This is a genomic window from Gordonia sp. NPDC003422, assembly GCF_053588675.1.
In genome coordinates this window covers 56,345-73,169 of the sequence record NZ_JBSFQL010000020.1, presented here as the reverse complement: position 1 = coordinate 73,169, position 16,825 = coordinate 56,345, and the positions used below count along the sequence as shown (strand labels likewise).

The 16,825-nt window shown below is 66.6% G+C and carries 17 protein-coding genes; 10 read left to right on the top strand and 7 right to left on the bottom strand.

The window, feature by feature from the left end; genetic code table 11:
* Nucleotides 1-58 precede the first annotated feature (58 nt).
* Nucleotides 59-1,279: an NAD(P)-dependent malic enzyme gene (locus tag ACWDTF_RS17290; RefSeq protein WP_449754740.1), complete on the bottom strand. Its 1,221-nt coding sequence runs from the start codon at nt 1,277-1,279 to the stop codon at nt 59-61.
* A 111-nt stretch (nt 1,280-1,390) separates the two neighbouring features.
* Here ACWDTF_RS17290 and ACWDTF_RS17285 point away from each other — a divergent pair, with 111 nt between their 5' ends.
* From ACWDTF_RS17285 to ACWDTF_RS17275, 3 genes are read left to right on the top strand one after another with little or no spacing between them, the layout of a single operon-like run.
* Nucleotides 1,391-2,041 carry a GntR family transcriptional regulator gene (locus tag ACWDTF_RS17285; RefSeq protein ID WP_240856310.1) on the top strand — a complete coding sequence of 217 codons (651 nt, stop codon included), beginning with the start codon at nt 1,391-1,393 and terminating at the stop codon, nt 2,039-2,041.
* Nucleotides 2,038-3,300, top strand: a complete 1,263-nt coding sequence (locus ACWDTF_RS17280; RefSeq protein ID WP_449754739.1) for an MFS transporter — start codon at nt 2,038-2,040, stop codon at nt 3,298-3,300. The genes ACWDTF_RS17285 and ACWDTF_RS17280 overlap by 4 nt, the downstream gene beginning before the upstream one ends.
* Before the next feature lie 42 nt (nt 3,301-3,342).
* Nucleotides 3,343-5,430 (top strand): DUF6541 family protein, encoded by a 2,088-nt coding sequence (locus ACWDTF_RS17275; RefSeq protein ID WP_449754747.1) that lies wholly within the window; start codon nt 3,343-3,345, stop codon nt 5,428-5,430.
* A gap of 79 nt (nt 5,431-5,509) precedes the next feature.
* Here ACWDTF_RS17275 and ACWDTF_RS17270 read toward each other — a convergent pair whose 3' ends face one another.
* Nucleotides 5,510-6,772: a hypothetical protein gene (locus ACWDTF_RS17270; protein WP_449754738.1), complete on the bottom strand. Its 1,263-nt coding sequence runs from the start codon at nt 6,770-6,772 to the stop codon at nt 5,510-5,512.
* 148 nt (nt 6,773-6,920) lie between these two features.
* Between ACWDTF_RS17270 and ACWDTF_RS17265 the strand changes: the two genes are divergently transcribed.
* On the top strand, nt 6,921-7,244 hold the full coding sequence (locus ACWDTF_RS17265; RefSeq protein WP_449754737.1) for a cupin domain-containing protein: 324 nt from the start codon (nt 6,921-6,923) through the stop codon (nt 7,242-7,244).
* Between the two features lie 17 nt (nt 7,245-7,261).
* On the opposite strand, the gene galE is transcribed toward ACWDTF_RS17265, so the two are convergent.
* Nucleotides 7,262-8,281: a UDP-glucose 4-epimerase GalE gene (galE, locus tag ACWDTF_RS17260; protein WP_449754736.1), complete on the bottom strand. Its 1,020-nt coding sequence runs from the start codon at nt 8,279-8,281 to the stop codon at nt 7,262-7,264.
* Nucleotides 8,282-8,486: 205 nt separating this feature from the next.
* Here galE and ACWDTF_RS17255 point away from each other — a divergent pair, with 205 nt between their 5' ends.
* On the top strand, nt 8,487-9,380 hold the full coding sequence (locus ACWDTF_RS17255) for an alpha/beta hydrolase (protein ID WP_449754735.1): 894 nt from the start codon (nt 8,487-8,489) through the stop codon (nt 9,378-9,380).
* Here ACWDTF_RS17255 and rfbB read toward each other — a convergent pair.
* Nucleotides 9,370-10,374 (bottom strand): dTDP-glucose 4,6-dehydratase, encoded by a 1,005-nt coding sequence (gene rfbB, locus ACWDTF_RS17250; RefSeq protein ID WP_449754734.1) that lies wholly within the window; start codon nt 10,372-10,374, stop codon nt 9,370-9,372. The genes ACWDTF_RS17255 and rfbB overlap by 11 nt on opposite strands.
* Before the next feature lie 37 nt (nt 10,375-10,411).
* On the opposite strand from rfbB, the gene rfbA reads away from it, so the two are divergent.
* The 4 genes from rfbA (at nt 10,412) to ACWDTF_RS17230 (ending at nt 13,474) form a co-directional block, all read left to right on the top strand.
* Nucleotides 10,412-11,287, top strand: a complete 876-nt coding sequence (gene rfbA / locus ACWDTF_RS17245) for a glucose-1-phosphate thymidylyltransferase RfbA (RefSeq protein WP_449754733.1) — start codon at nt 10,412-10,414, stop codon at nt 11,285-11,287.
* Nucleotides 11,287-11,904, top strand: a complete 618-nt coding sequence (locus ACWDTF_RS17240) for a dTDP-4-dehydrorhamnose 3,5-epimerase family protein (protein WP_449754732.1) — start codon at nt 11,287-11,289, stop codon at nt 11,902-11,904. The genes rfbA and ACWDTF_RS17240 overlap by 1 nt, the downstream gene beginning before the upstream one ends.
* A gap of 202 nt (nt 11,905-12,106) precedes the next feature.
* A complete protein-coding gene (locus tag ACWDTF_RS17235; protein ID WP_449754731.1) occupies nt 12,107-13,153 on the top strand; it encodes a M4 family metallopeptidase in 1,047 nt (348 codons plus the stop codon).
* 15 nt (nt 13,154-13,168) lie between these two features.
* A complete protein-coding gene (locus ACWDTF_RS17230) occupies nt 13,169-13,474 on the top strand; it encodes a protealysin inhibitor emfourin (RefSeq protein WP_355273132.1) in 306 nt (101 codons plus the stop codon).
* 114 nt (nt 13,475-13,588) lie between these two features.
* Here the strand turns inward: ACWDTF_RS17230 and ACWDTF_RS17225 are convergent, their stop codons facing one another.
* Together ACWDTF_RS17225 and ACWDTF_RS17220 are read right to left on the bottom strand one after the other, a co-directional pair.
* Nucleotides 13,589-13,942: a DUF2304 domain-containing protein gene (locus ACWDTF_RS17225; RefSeq protein WP_355273129.1), complete on the bottom strand. Its 354-nt coding sequence runs from the start codon at nt 13,940-13,942 to the stop codon at nt 13,589-13,591.
* Between the two features lie 4 nt (nt 13,943-13,946).
* The gene (locus tag ACWDTF_RS17220; protein ID WP_449754730.1) at nt 13,947-14,645 is read right to left on the bottom strand and encodes a glycosyltransferase family 2 protein; all 699 of its coding nucleotides are present in this window, start codon (nt 14,643-14,645) and stop codon (nt 13,947-13,949) included.
* A 44-nt stretch (nt 14,646-14,689) separates the two neighbouring features.
* On the opposite strand from ACWDTF_RS17220, the gene ACWDTF_RS17215 reads away from it, so the two are divergent.
* On the top strand, nt 14,690-15,532 hold the full coding sequence (locus ACWDTF_RS17215) for a glycosyltransferase family 2 protein (protein ID WP_449754729.1): 843 nt from the start codon (nt 14,690-14,692) through the stop codon (nt 15,530-15,532).
* A 3-nt stretch (nt 15,533-15,535) separates the two neighbouring features.
* On the opposite strand, the gene ACWDTF_RS17210 is transcribed toward ACWDTF_RS17215, so the two are convergent.
* On the bottom strand, nt 15,536-16,804 hold the full coding sequence (locus ACWDTF_RS17210; RefSeq protein WP_355273120.1) for a lipopolysaccharide biosynthesis protein: 1,269 nt from the start codon (nt 16,802-16,804) through the stop codon (nt 15,536-15,538).
* Nucleotides 16,805-16,825 lie beyond the last annotated feature (21 nt).

The window sequence follows — 16,825 nt, the reverse complement described above, 5'->3', positions numbered from 1 at the left end:
AGAACCCGGGTGTTGCAGCACACAGGTTTCCCGACTCGACACAGAGTGTCACGAGTGACTAGTGCAGGCCCTCCGCCCGAGCTGCTTGTGCGACGGCCTCGGCCACCGCGGGGGCGACCCGGTCGTCGAGCGGACTCGGGACGATCTTGTCGGCGGCCAATTCGTCGGCGACGACCGAGAAGATGGCGTCGGCCGCGGCGAGCTTCATCCGCTCGGTGATCCGGTTGGCGCCGGCGTCGAGCGCACCCTTGAACACGCCGGGGAACGCGAGCACGTTGTTGATCTGGTTCGGGAAATCGCTGCGGCCGGTGGCGACCACGGTGGCGTACTTGGCGGCGACCTCGGGGTGGATCTCGGGGTCCGGGTTCGACATGGCGAAGATGATCGGGTCGGCCGCCATGGTGGCGACGAGTTCCTCGGCGATCTTGCCCGCCGAGACGCCGACGAACACGTCGGCACCCGAGAACGCCTCGGCCGGACCACCGGAGATGGCACGGGGGTTGGTGAATTCGGCGAGCTCCTGCTTGACCTCGTTCAAGTCGTCGCGGTGGAAGCTGACGATGCCCTTGGAGTCGAGCACCACGATGTCCTCGATACCGGCGGCATGAAGGATCTTCGCGCACGCGACACCGGCCGCTCCGGCACCGGAGATGATGACACGCAGCTTGGTGATGTCGCGCTCCAGAACCTTGGTCGCGCCGCGAAGGGCTGCAAGGACGACGATCGCGGTGCCGTGCTGGTCGTCGTGCATCACCGGGCAGTCGAGGGCCTCGATGACGCGCTGTTCGATCTCGAAGCACCGCGGTGCGGAGATGTCCTCGAGGTTGACCGCACCGAAGCTCGGGCGCAGACGGATCAACGTCTCGACGATCTCGTCGGGATCCTTGGTGTCGAGGACGATCGGGATCGAGTTGAGTCCGGCGAACGTCCGGAACAGTGCGGACTTGCCCTCCATGACCGGCAGCGACGCACGCGGACCGATGTCGCCGAGACCCAGCACGGCCGTGCCGTCGCTGACCACCGCGACCAGCCGGTCGGTCCAGGTGTACTTGTTCACCAGGTCGGCGTCGGCGTCGATCGCCCGGGACACCTGTGCGACGCCCGGTGTGTAGGCGATCGACAGGTCGCGCTGGGTGTCGATGGGCGAACGCAACTCGACCGACAGTTTGCCGCCGACGTGCGAGAGGAAGATCTCCTCGTCGGTGATCGGCTGATCGGCGATGGTCGGTTCGGTGTACGGGGCGTCGCCGGTGCGTGCGCCCCCGTCCGTGCTCGTCACGGTTGTCCTCCTGGGCCCTGGTGCGTAGTTGCCCAAGTGTCCCACCGCACCGAACGAGCGATCAAGCAGGGTGGCCGGTGGGCGGACCGTGTTAGGGTACATCTTGTGTCTATGTCGCATGCGCACCCGGAATCTGCTGCTGAGCGTGTATATGGCGTGGTCAAGGAGCAGATTCTCACAAACGAGATCGCCGGCGGTGAGCTGATCAGCGAGGGTGAGGTCGCCACGCAGTGCGCGGTCAGCCGTACTCCGGTCCGCGAGGCCTTCCTTCGTCTGGAGGCCGAGGGATGGATGCGGCTGTACCCGAAACGCGGCGCTCTGGTGGTCCCGATCGGCGACCGGGAAGCGCGCGACGTGGTCGACGCCCGGATCCTGTTGGAGAGCCATGCGGTGGGATCGTTGACGGGCCGCGACCGGGCTCGCGACCAACTCGTCGAACAGCTGCGGGCAAACGTCGACGCCCACCGAGCGGTGCCGTCGGACGATGTCGCCGAGTTCGCCCGGATCGACGCCGAGTTTCATCAGCTGATCGTCGCCGCCGGCGACAACGCGATCCTGGCGGGATTCTTCGTCGGCCTCGGTGAACGGCATCGGCGGATGACGACGAGCAGTGTGCATCGCGACGCGTCCATCCCCGACCTGATCCTGGGTGACCATGCCGCGCTCGTGGAGGCCATCGCGTCAGGCGACGCGTCGGCCTACGCCGCACTGCTCGCCGACCATCTCGCCGCAGTGCACGACCTCCGGGGTGGAAGCCGATGACGCGCCGGATCTCGACGCTGGGTTGGCCCGCGGTCGCCCTCGCGGTGTTCGCCACCGCGTGGGGTGGCAACGAGTTCACCCCTCTGCTCGTCATGTACCGCCAGTCCGGGGACATGTCTGCGGTCACGGTCGACGCCTTGCTGTTCGCCTACGTGCTCGGCATCGTCCCCGCACTGCTCATCGGCGGACCGCTCTCCGACCGCCTGGGCCGACGGCCCCTGATGCTTCCGGCTCCCGTCTTCGCGGCGCTCGGTTCGGCGATCCTCGCCGCCGGTGCCGGTTCGGCGACGATGCTCGCGTCCGGCCGCGTCCTCAGCGGTGTCGCGCTGGGGCTCTCCATGGCTGTCGGTGGTAGCTGGATCAAGGAACTGTCCGACGCCGACGGTGCACCTGCCGGCACCGGCGCCAAGCGTGCGGCGATGAGCCTGACCGCAGGTTTCGGGATCGGCGCGGGTGTCGCGGCCGCCCTGGCGCAGTGGGGGCCGTGGCCGCATGTGCTGCCCTACCTGGTCAACATCTCGATCGCTGCGCTTGCTGCCGTGCTCCTCGTCGCCTCGCCGGAGACGCGTGCCCGCCAGATCCGGCCCGGCCGTCTGCTCGACGACCTGAAGATCCCGGCCGCCGGACATCGACGCTTCCTGCTCGTCGTGCTGCCGGTCGCGCCATGGGTGTTCGGTGCCGCGGCGTCGGCCTATGCGGTGATCCCGGCGCTGATGTCGACGCGCAGCTCCGGCATGCCGATCGCCTTCGCGGGATTGTGCTGCGTGCTGGGACTGGCCGCCGGTTTCTTGCTGCAATCGGTCGGCCGTCGGATCGATCGGCCCGGGAGCGTGCGCGGAGTGGTGGTCGCGCTGGTCATCGTGGCGGTCGGGATGGCGCTGGCCGCGCTCGCCGCCCATCTGCTGACGGTGTGGGCCGCACTGCTCGCGGCAACCGTCCTGGGCTGCGGCTACGGCATGGCGATGATCGCCGGATTGCTCGAGGTCGGACGCATCGCCGGACCCGACGACCTCGCCGGCCTCACCGCCGTCTTCTACGGCGTCACCTACCTCGGCTTCGCCGTGCCCGCGATCCTCGCGTGGATCTCCGAGACCTGGGTGAGCATCGGATATCCGACGATGTTCGGGTTCGGGGTCGTGGCCGCCGTCATCTGCCTCGCGGTCACCCTGATCGGCGATCGGACAGGTGCCGACCGCATCGAATTCGAGCGGATCGGCCCCGACCGGGAGTCCTACGAGCTGGATTCCGCCACCCGGTAACCTGCTGGTGTTTGGTCGGATGCCGGCAGAAGGGCGCGCGTGATGTTGCTGGGGGCGTGGGTGGTCGTGGTGACCGCCGTGGTCCTGATCGTGCCGGGCGCGCTCGTCGGCCGTCGGATGATGCTGCCGTGGCCGGTCGCCCTCGCGGCGGGACCGCCGATCACGTTCGGGCTCGTCAGCGTGTTGACCGTCCTGTACTCGGCGGTCGGGTTCCAGTGGAATGCGATCAGCGCGCTCGTCGGTCTGGTCCTCGCGATGCTCGCGGCCTGGGCCTACGCCGCACTCCTGCGCACCCGTTGGGGGCGTCGGGTGGCGCCCGTACCGGAAGGACCCGAGTCCGACGAACCCGGGTCCGACGATCCTCCTGCAGGTGTCACCGCCATGCTCCGGGTGGCCGCGGGTGTTGCCGTCGGCGGTGCCATCATCGCGATCACCTGTATCCGGCCCATCGCGACCACGGCCTTCGCCGGCTTGAACAACGTGTCGCAGGTGTGGGATTCCCTTTGGCACGCAAGCTCTTTGCGCTGGATTCACGAGACCGGCATCGGCTCGGGCCTGCGCATGGGCGAACTGATGAACTACGACACCCACGGGTTCAACTACTACCCGAACACGTGGCATGCGCTGGGGGCGTTGCTGTTCCCGATCACCGGCGCCAATCCGGTGGAGCTGTACAACACCTATTCGCCTGCGGTGCTGGCGATCACCGTGCCGCTCGGGGTGGCGTCGATGTCGTACTGGTTTGCCCGGCATCGCTTCGACGTGAACTCCTCGGCCACCATCGCGGCCGCCGGTGCCGCGATGAGCGCGCTGTTCCCGTCGTTGCCCTACGTCGAGGTGGAATTGACGTCGGTGCCGAACGCGGTGGGCGTCAGTCTCGCGCCGGTGGCGGCGATCCTGACGATCGGCGTCATCCGTGATCGACGCCGCGTCGGCCCCGCAGCACTTGCTGTCACCGGTGTGACGGCGACACATCCGTCGGGCCTGATCGTGGTCGGCGTGATCGTCGGCCTGTGGTGGCTGTGTGAGGCGTTGTGGCATCCCGTGTCGAGCCGTCTTCGTGACCTGCTCACCCTGGTGGCGGCCGGGGCGCTCACGTTGATCCTGGTCGCACCGGTCATCTACGGGACGCTCAAGGTGTCCGACACCAACGAACTCCCGTTCTTCGACTTCCGCGTCGAGACGGTCGGCGTCGCCCAGGGACTGTCGCAGGCCGCATTCAACGGCACCGTGCCGCTGGCCGACTACTACCCGCTGTGGGGACTCATCGCGTTCACCGCACTCGGGCTGATCGTGCTGGCCTGGATGCGCTGCTGGGCGGGCCTGTCCGCATGGCTCGTCTTCGTGCTGGTGACGGCGAACGCAGTGGTCGAGCTCAGTGTGTTGTCGTACCCACTCGGTTCGATCGGCGGCTACTTCTACAACTCGCCCCATCGTCTGACGTTTGTCGTTGCGCTGATCTCCGCGTCCGCCGCGGGTCTGGCGGTCGGGTCGGCCGCGGTGTGGTTGTCGCGTTGGGTGTCGGGAAAACTTGCCGCGCGTTCATCGGAAAGCGATGCGCCGCAGAGGTTCTCACCGGCTGTGGTGGCATCTGCGACCCTGGCTCTGCTCCTGGTCCTCATCGCCGGTGCGGGCGTGGTGAAGTACCCGCAACACGCGCAATTGGCGTCCAAGGAGCGCGGCGGCAAGTACATCGGGCCCGACGATCTCGACGCCTACCACTGGCTCGCCGACCGTCCCGACGCCTGGAACTCGGTGATCCTCAACAATCTCGACCAGGGGACCGGCTGGATCTATCCGGTCACCGGTCTGACGCCGCTCTTCCCGTTCTACCGCGCCAACGATTTCTCCCAGCGCCAGCGCGATCTGTACTGGGGGGTGTCGACGATCGGGGCCGACCCCAAGATCGACCAGATCGTCCGAGACATGCGGGTGCACTACGTGATCGATTCCCCGCCCAGCTACTGGCCGTTCCAGAACGGCGCTCCCGGCCCGGGACATCAGGGAGACCCGTTCCTGGCACTACGCAAGAACGGTGCGCCCGGGCTCACCGAGGTGTTCCGGCAGGGCAATGTCACGATCTTCCGCGTCAACGATTCGGTGCTCGCACCACCTGCCGCATCGTCGTGACGATCGTGGCCAACGTCGCGCGGGTACCGGTGCGCCGCTATCGATCTGCCGAGTGCGACAGATACGCTCCGGGTGTTCCTCAATTGCCGCCCAGGATGTGTCGTCGATGCTTCCAGGCGTACACGAGTGCCGACTCTGCCGCCGGCGTGAGTCGACCGGTGGACCGCAGGTACGCGACCGTGGGGGCATCGAAGTCGTAGCCGACGAGCCGTCCCGACGCGATGCGTGCGCCGCGGAACTCGCCCTCCTCGTTCTGCCGGACCATCGAACCGAAGACGCGGTCGAAGCAGGGCGCGCCCATCGTCACCGCAGTCACCAATTCGGGGCACTGGCTCACCGGGTCCAGCCCCATGAAGAGCACATGTGCGCGGAGTTCGCCCGACTCGTACGCCCCGTTGATGCTCGCGTAGGGCTCATCCTCGTCGTAAGACAGCTGGGCGCCGGCCAAACCCTGCGCCTCGTCCACGCCGAGGTATTCCTCTGCGAACTCCCTGCACAGCGTCAGCCACGGGTATTTGTCGCGGGCGATCGTTGCCGGGTCGTCCGCGCTCGGCTGAAATACCCCCGACGGAGCCAGATGCATCAGGCCGCCGGCGAGCGCAACCTTCGAGCCATCGCGCTGATGCAGGAAGAATGTCGCCTTGTCCTCGGCGATCCGCAGAGTCAGCGCTGAAACGGCCGTCAGCACGTCACGGGTGCCGAGATCGCACGGGGCGCCGAGGTGGCGGCGAATCGGATAGGTGGTCAGCCGTGATCGCTTGCGGCCCTGCGATCGTGCGGCCAATTCATGGCCGAGCAGTTCGGAGGTGTCGACGCCGTGGAAGAACGTAGACATTCCGACCTGGAGTTCGGGATTGCTGCCCGTCAGATCAACGGCGATGACCCGGTAGGTCGGCAGATCGCTCCACAGGGCCGGTCGTGCGTGGAGTTCGATCGCTTCGGAGAAACGCGTGATCCTGGCCCCCGAATCCTTCGGCGGAAGAATCGACTTCACCGCGCGAGCGGGTAGGCCAAGACCTGTGGGGATGGACTCCGGCGATCTTATGACGACGCGAAGTCGGTCCAGGCGCAGCGGCACCTCCGGTCTCATCGGTGGCGAGGAGAGCACGGTGGGCAGTTCTTCGTCTACGTCGGCCGCATGCAGTTCGAGCGCCAAGGCGGTGAGTTCGGCCCGACGCTTGCCCACGGACTGGCGCACGTCCTTGAAATCGGCGATTCGTGAGGACACGGCGGCGGTGGTACGCGGTTTCACTGCCAGCCACACGGCGACGGCAGCGACACCGAGTCCGACAACACCGACCACGATGCCGACGATCACGCCAGTGGTCTCCAAGCCGGACACGCGACCTCCTCGGGGTACTCGCGTAGCATCGGGGCGAAGAAATCAGAACCTTAGCAGGGAGATGCGGGAGGTTTGTGAGTTGTCCCAAGGGTATGTGTGTGGACATTTGGCAGCCGACGCGGACTCGATCGGTAGGAACGGGTGGGTCGTGGGCTCGTTCTTTCCGCAAACCGGCCCGGACATGCTGCGCCACACTGGGCAGCTCGAAGTCAAGTATTGGAGTTACGAGAAGGGCAGCGACACCAAGCACGGGATAAAGACCAGTGACACCACCGAATGGTCGATGATCCTGTCGGGCGTGGTGATCGCTCACGTGGGCGACCAAGAGCTGAAACTCGCCGGCGGCGACTACATCCTGATTCATCCCGGCACCCCGAACGACCTGGTTTCGCAGGTTGTCGAGACGGTGGAGGCGATCACGGTCAAGGCGCCCAGCGATCCGGCTGCCAAGCACGCCGTGATCGGCGGCTGATCCCGCTCGCGTCTCGCTCAGGCGTCGGGATAACCGGTCGGGTTCCCCGATTGCCAGCGCCAGGTGTCGGTGCACATGTCGTCGATGGTCTTGGTTGCGTACCAACCGAGTTCGCTGTTCGCGCGCGTCGGGTCGGCGTAGGAGGCGGCGATGTCGCCCGGGCGTCGGGGTGCGATCTCGAACGGGATCTCCCGACCACTCGCCCGTTCGAAGGCCTTGACCACCTCGAGGACCGAAACACCTTGTCCGGTGCCGAGATTCCACGTCGACATGCCGGGTTCGCCATTGCTGACGCGATCGAGCGCGGCGACGTGTCCGGCGGCGAGGTCGTCGACGTGGATGTAGTCGCGCACACCGGTGCCGTCGGGGGTGTCGTAGTCGTCGCCGAACACCGACAACTTGTCGCGCCGACCCACCGCGACCTGCGCGACGAAGGGCATGAGGTTGTTCGGGATGCCGCTCGGGTCCTCGCCGATCTGTCCGCTCGGATGCGCGCCGACCGGGTTGAAGTAGCGCAGCGCCGCGATCCGCAGGGTGGGGTCGGCGGCCGCCACGTCACCCAGGATCTGCTCGATCATCACCTTGGTCCAGCCATACGGGTTGGTCGCCGACGTGGGCAGATCCTCGGTCATCGGCAGCTTCGGCTCGGCGCCGTACACGGTGGCCGAGGACGAGAAGACCAGCGTGTGCACGTCGTGCCGATGCATCGCCCGCAGCAGCGAGAACGTGGTGCCGAGGTTGTTTTGGTAGTAGTCCAGCGGCTTGGCCACCGACTCGCCGACCGCTTTGTAGCCCGCGAAGTGGATCACCGCGTCGATCGGTTCGTGGGCGAAGAAGTGTTCGGTCTTGTCGGTGTCGGCGAGGTCGAACGCATGCACGGGGATCGACGTGTCGGTCAGGGCCTCGAGGCGCCCGATGACGGTCGGCTTGGCGTTGCTGAAGTCGTCGACGATCACCACGTCGTGGCCGGCGTCGATCAGCCGGATCACCGTATGCGAGCCGATGTATCCGGCACCGCCACTCACAAGAACACGCATAGCGACCACCGTAGGCGGGAAACCTGGGAGCCGACCGTACAGAGCCTGTGTTGTGCGCTGCATTTTCCGTCCCTGCATTGCACATTCGATATCACGAATAGTGACTTCGCGATTCGATAGTGGCAGGGTGTACTGCGGTGCTCGTGGGGGCGGGTCACATGGATGGACGATCCGGATGGATAGAACACGACGCGGGTGGGAGAGTATGTCGCGAACCGACGTGTGGTTTGTTTCGGGTGGGGCCCGCTGTGCGGCCTGGCTGTACGTACCGGACGAGTCGTCGCAGCCGCCGCCGATCATCGTGATGGCGCACGGTCTCGGTGCGGTGCGGCAGATGCGCCTCGACGCGTTCGCCGACCGATTCACCGCCGAAGGTTATGCGTGTCTGGTGTTCGACTACCGGCATTTCGGCGACAGCGCCGGACGACCCCGCCAGCTCCTGTCGATCCGACGCCAGCTCGACGACTGGGCCGCCGCCATCGCCTTCGCCCGCTCACTCGACAACGTCGACAGGTCGAGGGTGGTGCTGTGGGGTACGTCCTTCGGCGGCGGGCACGTGATGGTCGCGGGTCATCGCGACGGTGCGGTCGCCGCGGTGATCGCGCAATGTCCGTTCACCAGCGGTGTGGCGTCAACCCTGGCCATGGAACCGTTGGCCTCGGTTCGGGTGACCGGTCGCGCACTGGCCGACGTGGCGTCGATGGTGATCAGGCGGGAGCCGGTGACGGTTGCGCTGGCCGGCGAGCCGGGTTCGGTCGCGTTGATGACCGCATCCGACGTGGTGCCCGGCTACCTGCCGCTGGTGCCCGACGGTCTGCCGTTCACCAACGCCGTCGCCGCGCGCGTCGGCCTGACGATCCCGCTGCACACCCCTGGGCGTTCGCTGCGCAAACTCACGTGTCCGACGCTGGTGTGTGCGTGCGACCGCGACACGGTGGCACCGGTCAAGCCGACCGTGAAGTATGCGTCGCAGAACCCCAACGTTCGGCTGCGGCGCTACGACGAGGGACACTTCGACATCTACGTCGGCAACGGGTTCGAGAAGGTGACCACCGACCAGATCGCGTTCCTGCGCGACGTGGTTCCGATCAGCCGGTGACGCGCTCGGTGACCGCGTAGTTGGCCTCCACCGACTCCTTGCCCGGTTGCCACCACGCGGCGTTGTCGCGGTACCAGTCGATGGTCGCCGACAACCCACTCCGAAAGTCGAGATACTGTGGCTGCCAACCGAGTTCGGTGCGCAGGCGGGTGGAGTCGATGGCGTAACGACGGTCGTGGCCGGGGCGGTCGGTGACGAAATCGAAGGCGTCGGCGGGCTGACCTGACAACTCGAGGATCGTTTCGACGACGGTGCGGTTGTCGACCTCGCCGTCGGCGCCGATCAGGTAGGTCTCACCGATCTGACCCTGATCGATGATCGTCCACACCGCGTCGTTGTGGTCGTCGACGTGGATCCAGTCACGGACGTTGCGGCCGTCGCCGTAGAGCTTGGGCCGAATGCCGCTGAGCACGTTGGTGATCTGGCGCGGGATGAACTTCTCGATGTGCTGGTACGGGCCGTAGTTGTTGGAGCAGTTGGAGATCGTCGCGGCCACCCCGAACGAACGCACCCAGGCGCGGACCAGCAGGTCGCTGCCTGCCTTGGTGGACGAATAGGGGCTCGACGGGTTGTAGGCCGTCTGTTCGGTGAATCGCGCCGGGTCGTCGAGTTCGAGGTCGCCGTACACCTCGTCGGTGCTGATGTGGTGATACCGGACCCCGTGTCGGCGAACCGCTTCCAGCAGCGTGTAGGTCCCGACGAGGTTGGTCTGCACAAAGGCCGACGGGTCGGCCAGCGAATTGTCGTTGTGCGATTCCGCCGCGAAATGAACCACCAGATCGGACTCGGCGACGAGACGATCGACCAGCCCTGCATCGGCGACATCGCCCTGCACCAGTTCGACGCGGTCCGCCACCGGGGCCAGCGTTTCCGGGTTCGCCGCGTAGGTGAGTTTGTCGAGCACGCGCAGCGCCGCGTCCGGTCGGGTTGCCAGCGTGCGCAGCACGAAGTTCGCTCCGATGAAGCCGGCGCCGCCGGTCACGAGTACACGCATGATGCCACACTCTACCGGCGCGATTAGGGTGTTGATCATGCGCGGAATCATTCTGGCCGGGGGCACGGGGAGTCGTCTGCACCCGATCACCCAGGGTGTGAGCAAGCAACTCGTACCCGTCTACGACAAGCCGATGATCTATTACCCGCTGTCGACGCTGATGCTGGCGGGTATTCGCGACGTCCTCATCATCACCACCCCGCACGATGCGCCCGCCTTCCAGGGGCTGCTGGGCGACGGCGACCAGTTCGGTATCAATCTGTCGTATGTGACGCAGGCGTCGCCGGACGGTCTCGCGCAGGCGTTCGTACTCGGTGCCGACCACGTCGGTGAAGACTCGGTGGCACTAGTGTTGGGCGACAACATCTTCTACGGCCCGGGCCTCGGTTCGCAGTTGCAGGGATTCGAAAATGTCGACGGCGGTGCGATTTTCGCGTACTGGGTGGCCAGCCCGACCGCGTACGGTGTGGTCGACTTCGACGAGAACGGTGTTGCCCGCTCACTTCAGGAGAAGCCGGAGCATCCGACATCCAATTTCGCCGTGCCCGGCCTCTACTTCTACGACAACGACGTCGTCGAGATCGCACGCAACCTGAAGCCAAGCGCCCGTGGCGAATACGAGATCACCGACGTCAACGCGCATTACCTGGAGCGCGGCAAGTTGTCGGTCAAGGTGTTGCCGCGCGGCACCGCGTGGCTCGACACCGGAACCTTCGACTCGCTGCTCGACGCCGGTAATTTCGTGCGCACCGTCGAACAGCGGCAGGGCCTCAAGATCGCGGTCCCCGAGGAGATCGCGTGGCGTCGCGGATTCATCGACGACGACGAACTGCGCGTGCGCGCGGAGAAGCTGCGCAAGTCCGGATACGGAGATTACCTGCTCGAACTGCTCGAACGCGGAAAGGGTTTCTAGTGAAGGTACGTCCGCTGGCGATCGACGGCGCCTGGGAGCTGACCCCGGTCCAGCACGGTGATGCGCGAGGGCTGTTCGCGGAGGCGTTCAAGGCCGACCTGCTCGCCGAGGTCATCGGCCACCGCTTCGATCTGGCCCAGGTCAACCTGTCGGTCTCGGCGGCCGGGGTGCTGCGCGGCGTGCATTTTGCCGACGTCCCGCCGGGTCAGGCGAAGTACGTGTCCTGTGCCTCGGGCGCATTCCTGGACGTCGTCGTCGACCTTCGTGTCGGCTCGCCGACATTCGGAGCTTATGACACCGTTCTGATCGATGACGTCGATCGTCGCGCGGTGTACGTGTCCGAAGGTCTCGGGCATGCCATCTGTGCACTGGCCGACAACTCGACCGTCACCTATCTGTGCTCGACCGGCTACAACCCGTCCGCCGAACATGGCATCAACCCGCTCGACCCCGCACTCGGCATCGAGTGGCCGACGCTCGGGCGCGACGGGACACCCCTGACCTACGAGTTGTCCGGCAAGGACACGGCCGCGCCGAGTCTGGCGGAAGCGCGTGATTCCGGGCTCCTGCCGTCCTACGACGACGTCACCGACTATCTCCGGTCGCTCGCCGAATAGGCGCCACTACTCAGTGACCTGTCGGGGTAGGTGATCCGACGCTGCCCGAGCGGGCGCCCCCGGGCCCATGTCGGGTACCCGACTACTCGCGCCGCGGCGCGCACACGAACCTAGCGTTGGCGTTCACGAGGCCGGTGGTGCGCGTCGACGGTAGGGTTCGACGGAGATCCCTCGGCTGGCAGCCGAGAGGAAACCTGTTGTCATGAACCATAATTCGTTGCACTGCATCCTGTCTCCCGACATCTTGCGTGCGGTCGCGCGCGACGCGTCGCCCGAGGATTCGGCGCGAATCCTGCGCACACTCGAGATCGACCAATCGTTTCGTCTGGCGCGTGCCGAGATCGCCGGGCGGCAGGGTCCCGTCACGCAGATGGCCGCGGTCGCCGAGGTCGGCGGAGTGCCACACCGCACGATCTACGACCAGGCTCATTCGCAGCAGACCACACCCGGAAAACTCGTCCGCGCCGAAGGTGACCCGGCGACCGCCGACGCGTCCGTGAACGCCGCCTACGACAACTTCGGCCTCACCTACAAGTTCTTCGAGGAAGTCTTCTCCCGGGATTCGATCGATGGCCAGGGCATGCCGATCCGAGCGCTGGTGCACTACGGCAACGACTACGACAACGCATTCTGGGACGGACAGGGCTCGATGTTCTTCGGCGATGGTGGCGCCATGCTCACCGACACCACTCAGGGACTCGATGTGATCGGCCACGAGCTGACGCACGGCGTCACGCAGGTCGAGGCCAATCTGATCTACTCCGGACAATCCGGGGCGCTCAACGAGTCGATGTCCGACGTCTTCGGTTCGCTGGTCAAGCAGTATCACCTCGGCCAGAGCGCCGATCAGGCCGACTGGTTGATCGGCGCCGACATCGTCGGCCCGCTGCTCCAGCCGGCCCTGCGTTCGATGAAGGCTCCCGGAACCGCGCACGCGCACGACAATCAGCCCGCCGACATGGGCTCCTACGTACAGACCATGGCCGACAACGGTGGCGTGCACATCAATTCGGGAATCCCCAACAAGGCGTTCCATGTGGTCGCCACAAGCCTCGACGGGCCGGCGTGGAAAGCGGCCGGGCAGATCTGGTACGACGCGCTGACCAATCCGCGGCTCAAGCCCAACGCCACCTTCACGTCGTTCGCCGCGATCACTCTCAACCAGGCACGCATCCGCTACGGAACCACGAGTTCGGAGGCCGGCGCGGTGCAGGCCGGTTGGGACGCGGTCAAGGTGCCGCTCCACTGATCTACGGTGGAGAGCATGGCGACTCCCGTACACATCGAATACCGCAGATCGGGTGGACTTGCAGGAATTGACATGACAACTGCCGTAGACAGTCACGAGCTGTCCCCCGAGTACGCCGGTGTCGCAGCGGATCTCATTGCGAACGAATCCGCCCCGGCCGACACCTCGACCGGCGTACCCGACGGGTACAGCTACGAACTGACTCTCACCGAGGGGTCGGAGAGCCGCGTGTACCGCTGGCAGGATCCCCATGTCCCCGAAGCGGTCCGGCCGTTGCTCGACGCCCTGGCGGCTCGAGCCCGACCGGCACCGCCGCGCTGACACCGGCCACTCCGTGGGGAATCTGTACTCCTGCGCCCCACGAAATGCGCTGTGCACTCGGCTCGGCTGCCAGGTACAGATTTGCCGCAGGCCGCGATGGTCGCGGCTCGACGATCAGTCGCGCGATTCGACGTCGTGCGGCGGTTCGGCATTCTGCAGCGCGATGGCCCGGGCGAGTCGGGCGTAGCGGACCTCGAGGTCGCGGAAGCGGAGATACGTCGACACGGTGGTGAAGGCGAACGCGATGACCAGCAGGAACAGCACCAGGTCGAGGCCGCGCTGAATGCCCAGTTTGTTGGCCACCCACGTCACGTCGTCCTGGCGCAGCATCGCGTAGGCGCCGAAGACCACGAAGGCGACGAACAGGAGCTTCACCCCGGCCGACGCCCGGGCAGTGCCACGGTTGACGACGAAGAAGCCGACCAGGGCGACGATGCCGAGGATTGCGAGAATCTGGAACCAGATCACCGAGTCACTTCCTCATCCGAGTGTGGAACAGGCCGTCGGCGACGATGTTCACCCCGTTGATCAGCGACTGCCCCTTGGCGCGCGAATACTCGGTGTAGAGGATCGTCACCGGTTGTTCGGCGACCCGCCAGTGGTGGTGGTCGATCAGGGCGACGAACTCCGACGCGTGGCTCATGCCGCTCATCAGGAGGTCGAGTTGGCCGGCGACTGTCTTGTTGAAGGCGCGCAGTCCGTTGTGCGCGTCGGTGAGGCCCAGCCGACGGGTGCGTGGACTGAGAAAGACGATGGTGCGCAACGCCATTCGTCGTAGCGGCGGCACGGACTCGCTGCGACCGTCGGCGAAGCGGGTGCCCACGATGATGTCGATCGGCTCGGTGCGCAGGCGGGCGATCATCGCCGCGACGTCGTCGACCTGGTGCTGGCCGTCGGCGTCGAAGGTGACGAAGTAGCGCGCGCCGGGTTGTGCCCGGGCGTATTCGACGCCGGTCTGGATAGCGGCGCCCTGGCCGAGGTTGACCGGGTGCCGGACCAGGCTCACACCGGCGGCCCGGATCTCGGCGACTGAATCGTCGGAACTGCCGTCGTCGACGCACACGATGTTCGGGAAGGTCGCCTTGGCATGGGTCGCGACCTCGCGGATCACCTGCGCCTCGTTGTAGACGGGTATCACCAACCAGACGTCGTCGTTGGTGGTCGCAGCCATGGCCGTAACCCTATCCCGCGCCGAGGCACGTCTAGGCTAGTCGGGTGCCGATCGACGTGATGATGCCCTTCTACGGTGACGTCGCACAGTTTCGGCAGGCCGTCACGAGCGTGCTCGCGCAGGACAACCCCGATCTGGTCCTGACCGTCGTCGACGACTGCTATCCCGATGACGCCCCACGAGAGTGGCTGCTCGGCCTGGACGACCCGCGCGTGCGCTACCTCCGTAACGAGACGAACCTCGGCGTCAACGGCAACTTCCGGCGCTGCGTCGACCTCGTCGAGCACGAGTACTTCGTGGTCATGGGTTGCGACGACGTGATGCTGCCCGGGTATCTGGGCAGCGTTCGCGCGTTGGCGGCGGGCAATCCCGACGCGGCGGTGATCGCGCCGGGCGTGGAGGTGATCGACGATCACGACCGTCCGGTCCGACCCTTGGGCGATCGGATAAAAGGAATGCTCGCGCCGTCGCACACGACCGTTCTGCGGGGCGAGAGCCTGGCGACAAGCCTCTACCACGGCAACTGGACGTACTTTCCGTCGCTGCTGTGGCGAACAGATGCGGTGCGCGCGGTCGGGTTCCGACCGGGACTCGAGGTGGTGCTCGACCTCGCACTCCTCGTCGACCTCGCCGCCACCGGTGCGTCGCTGGCCTACGACCCGACCGTCGTGTTCCGCTACCGCCGCCACGAGGCGTCGGTCAGTTCGGTGCAGGCGGTCGACGGTCGACGCTTTGCCGAGGAGAACCGCTTCTTCGCCGACGAGGCCCGACGCTGCGTCGAACTCGGCTGGAATCGTGCGGCGCGCGCCGCACGGCTGCACGCCACGTCGAGATTGCATCACACCCAGGCGCGAGTCGGCGCGACCGTCGCCCGGCTCCGCCGCTGACCGTCAACGGCGAGTTGCGAGACCCGCGAGGTGCACGCCGACACCGACGAGTGGCCCGACGACGAGCGCCGCGCCGACCCGGACCGAGATGTCGAACGGCAGGGTGAGCACGACGATCGACACCAGCGTCGCCACCCACCAACCCGCGGCGTACCAGCGGTGGGCGCCGGCAGCGATCGTCGACGCACCGGTCACGGTCAGCATGGCGAGGAGGGTCGCACCCGTGGTGAGCGCGGCGACCACGCCGCCGCCCAGTCGGAACTCGGCACCGAAGACCGAACTCAGCAGCCACGGCCCGATGACCCAGGCCAACGCCGACCCGATGACACCCACAGCAACGACGACGCCCAGCGGCGCCGCCAACGAAGCCATCAGCCGGTTCCGTGCCTCGACGAAACGGGTGATGAGCACGCCCTGGAAGCTGTTCAGCGGCACCAGAAGTGGTGCGCGGGTGAGCGTGACAGCGAGGATCAGTGCCCCGACCACGCGCTCGTCGTCGGTGTCGCGGTCGAACAGTCCGATCTCGCTGGTCAGCTTGATGAGCACCGGGAAACCCATCACCAGGACCGCGCTCGCGGCGGCGGCGGCCATGGCGGTCAGCGTGTTGGTGGTCAGTCGCCGGTCGGTGACGTCGCCCGGCAACCCGACCGCGCCGCGCGCCGCCGATGAGCCGAGCAGCAGCAGGCACCACGACACCGATCCGATCACCGTGATGAGCAGAAATGCGACGATGCCCCAGCCGAGGGCGACTGCAAGGATCGCGCCGACCAGCCGGATCAGGGCATCGACGGAGAGCAGCGTCGCGAAGGCCGTCCACGACGCGGCGCCCGCGAGCACGCCACACAGATGCGCATACACCGCGAAACTGGCCACGCCGACGGCCAGGAGCAGCGCCGAGAGCCAGCGGTCGGTGGCGAACACCTGCCCGCTCCACAGTGGAGCAGTGATCGCCACCAGCGCGCCGAGCGCGAGTCCGATCGCCACATTGACCTTCAGCGGACGTGACCCGGACGCGCCACGCGACGAATCCGAAGCCGACCCGAGCGCCGACCGCACCGCCCGCGTCGTCTCCTGCAACTGCCCGTTCTGCGCGCCGGTCACCATGCCGTATGCCGCCCAGAACACCGCGAACACGCCGTATCCCGCTGCGCCGAGATGACGTGCCGCGATGAGCAGCACGAGGTACCCGGATGCCGCGGCGATGATGGTGGCGACGGTGACCCGGCCGAGGGTGCCGGCCATCGACCCTTCTTCGGCTCCGTCCTGTTTCATGGTGCGGCTGTCATGGTGCGG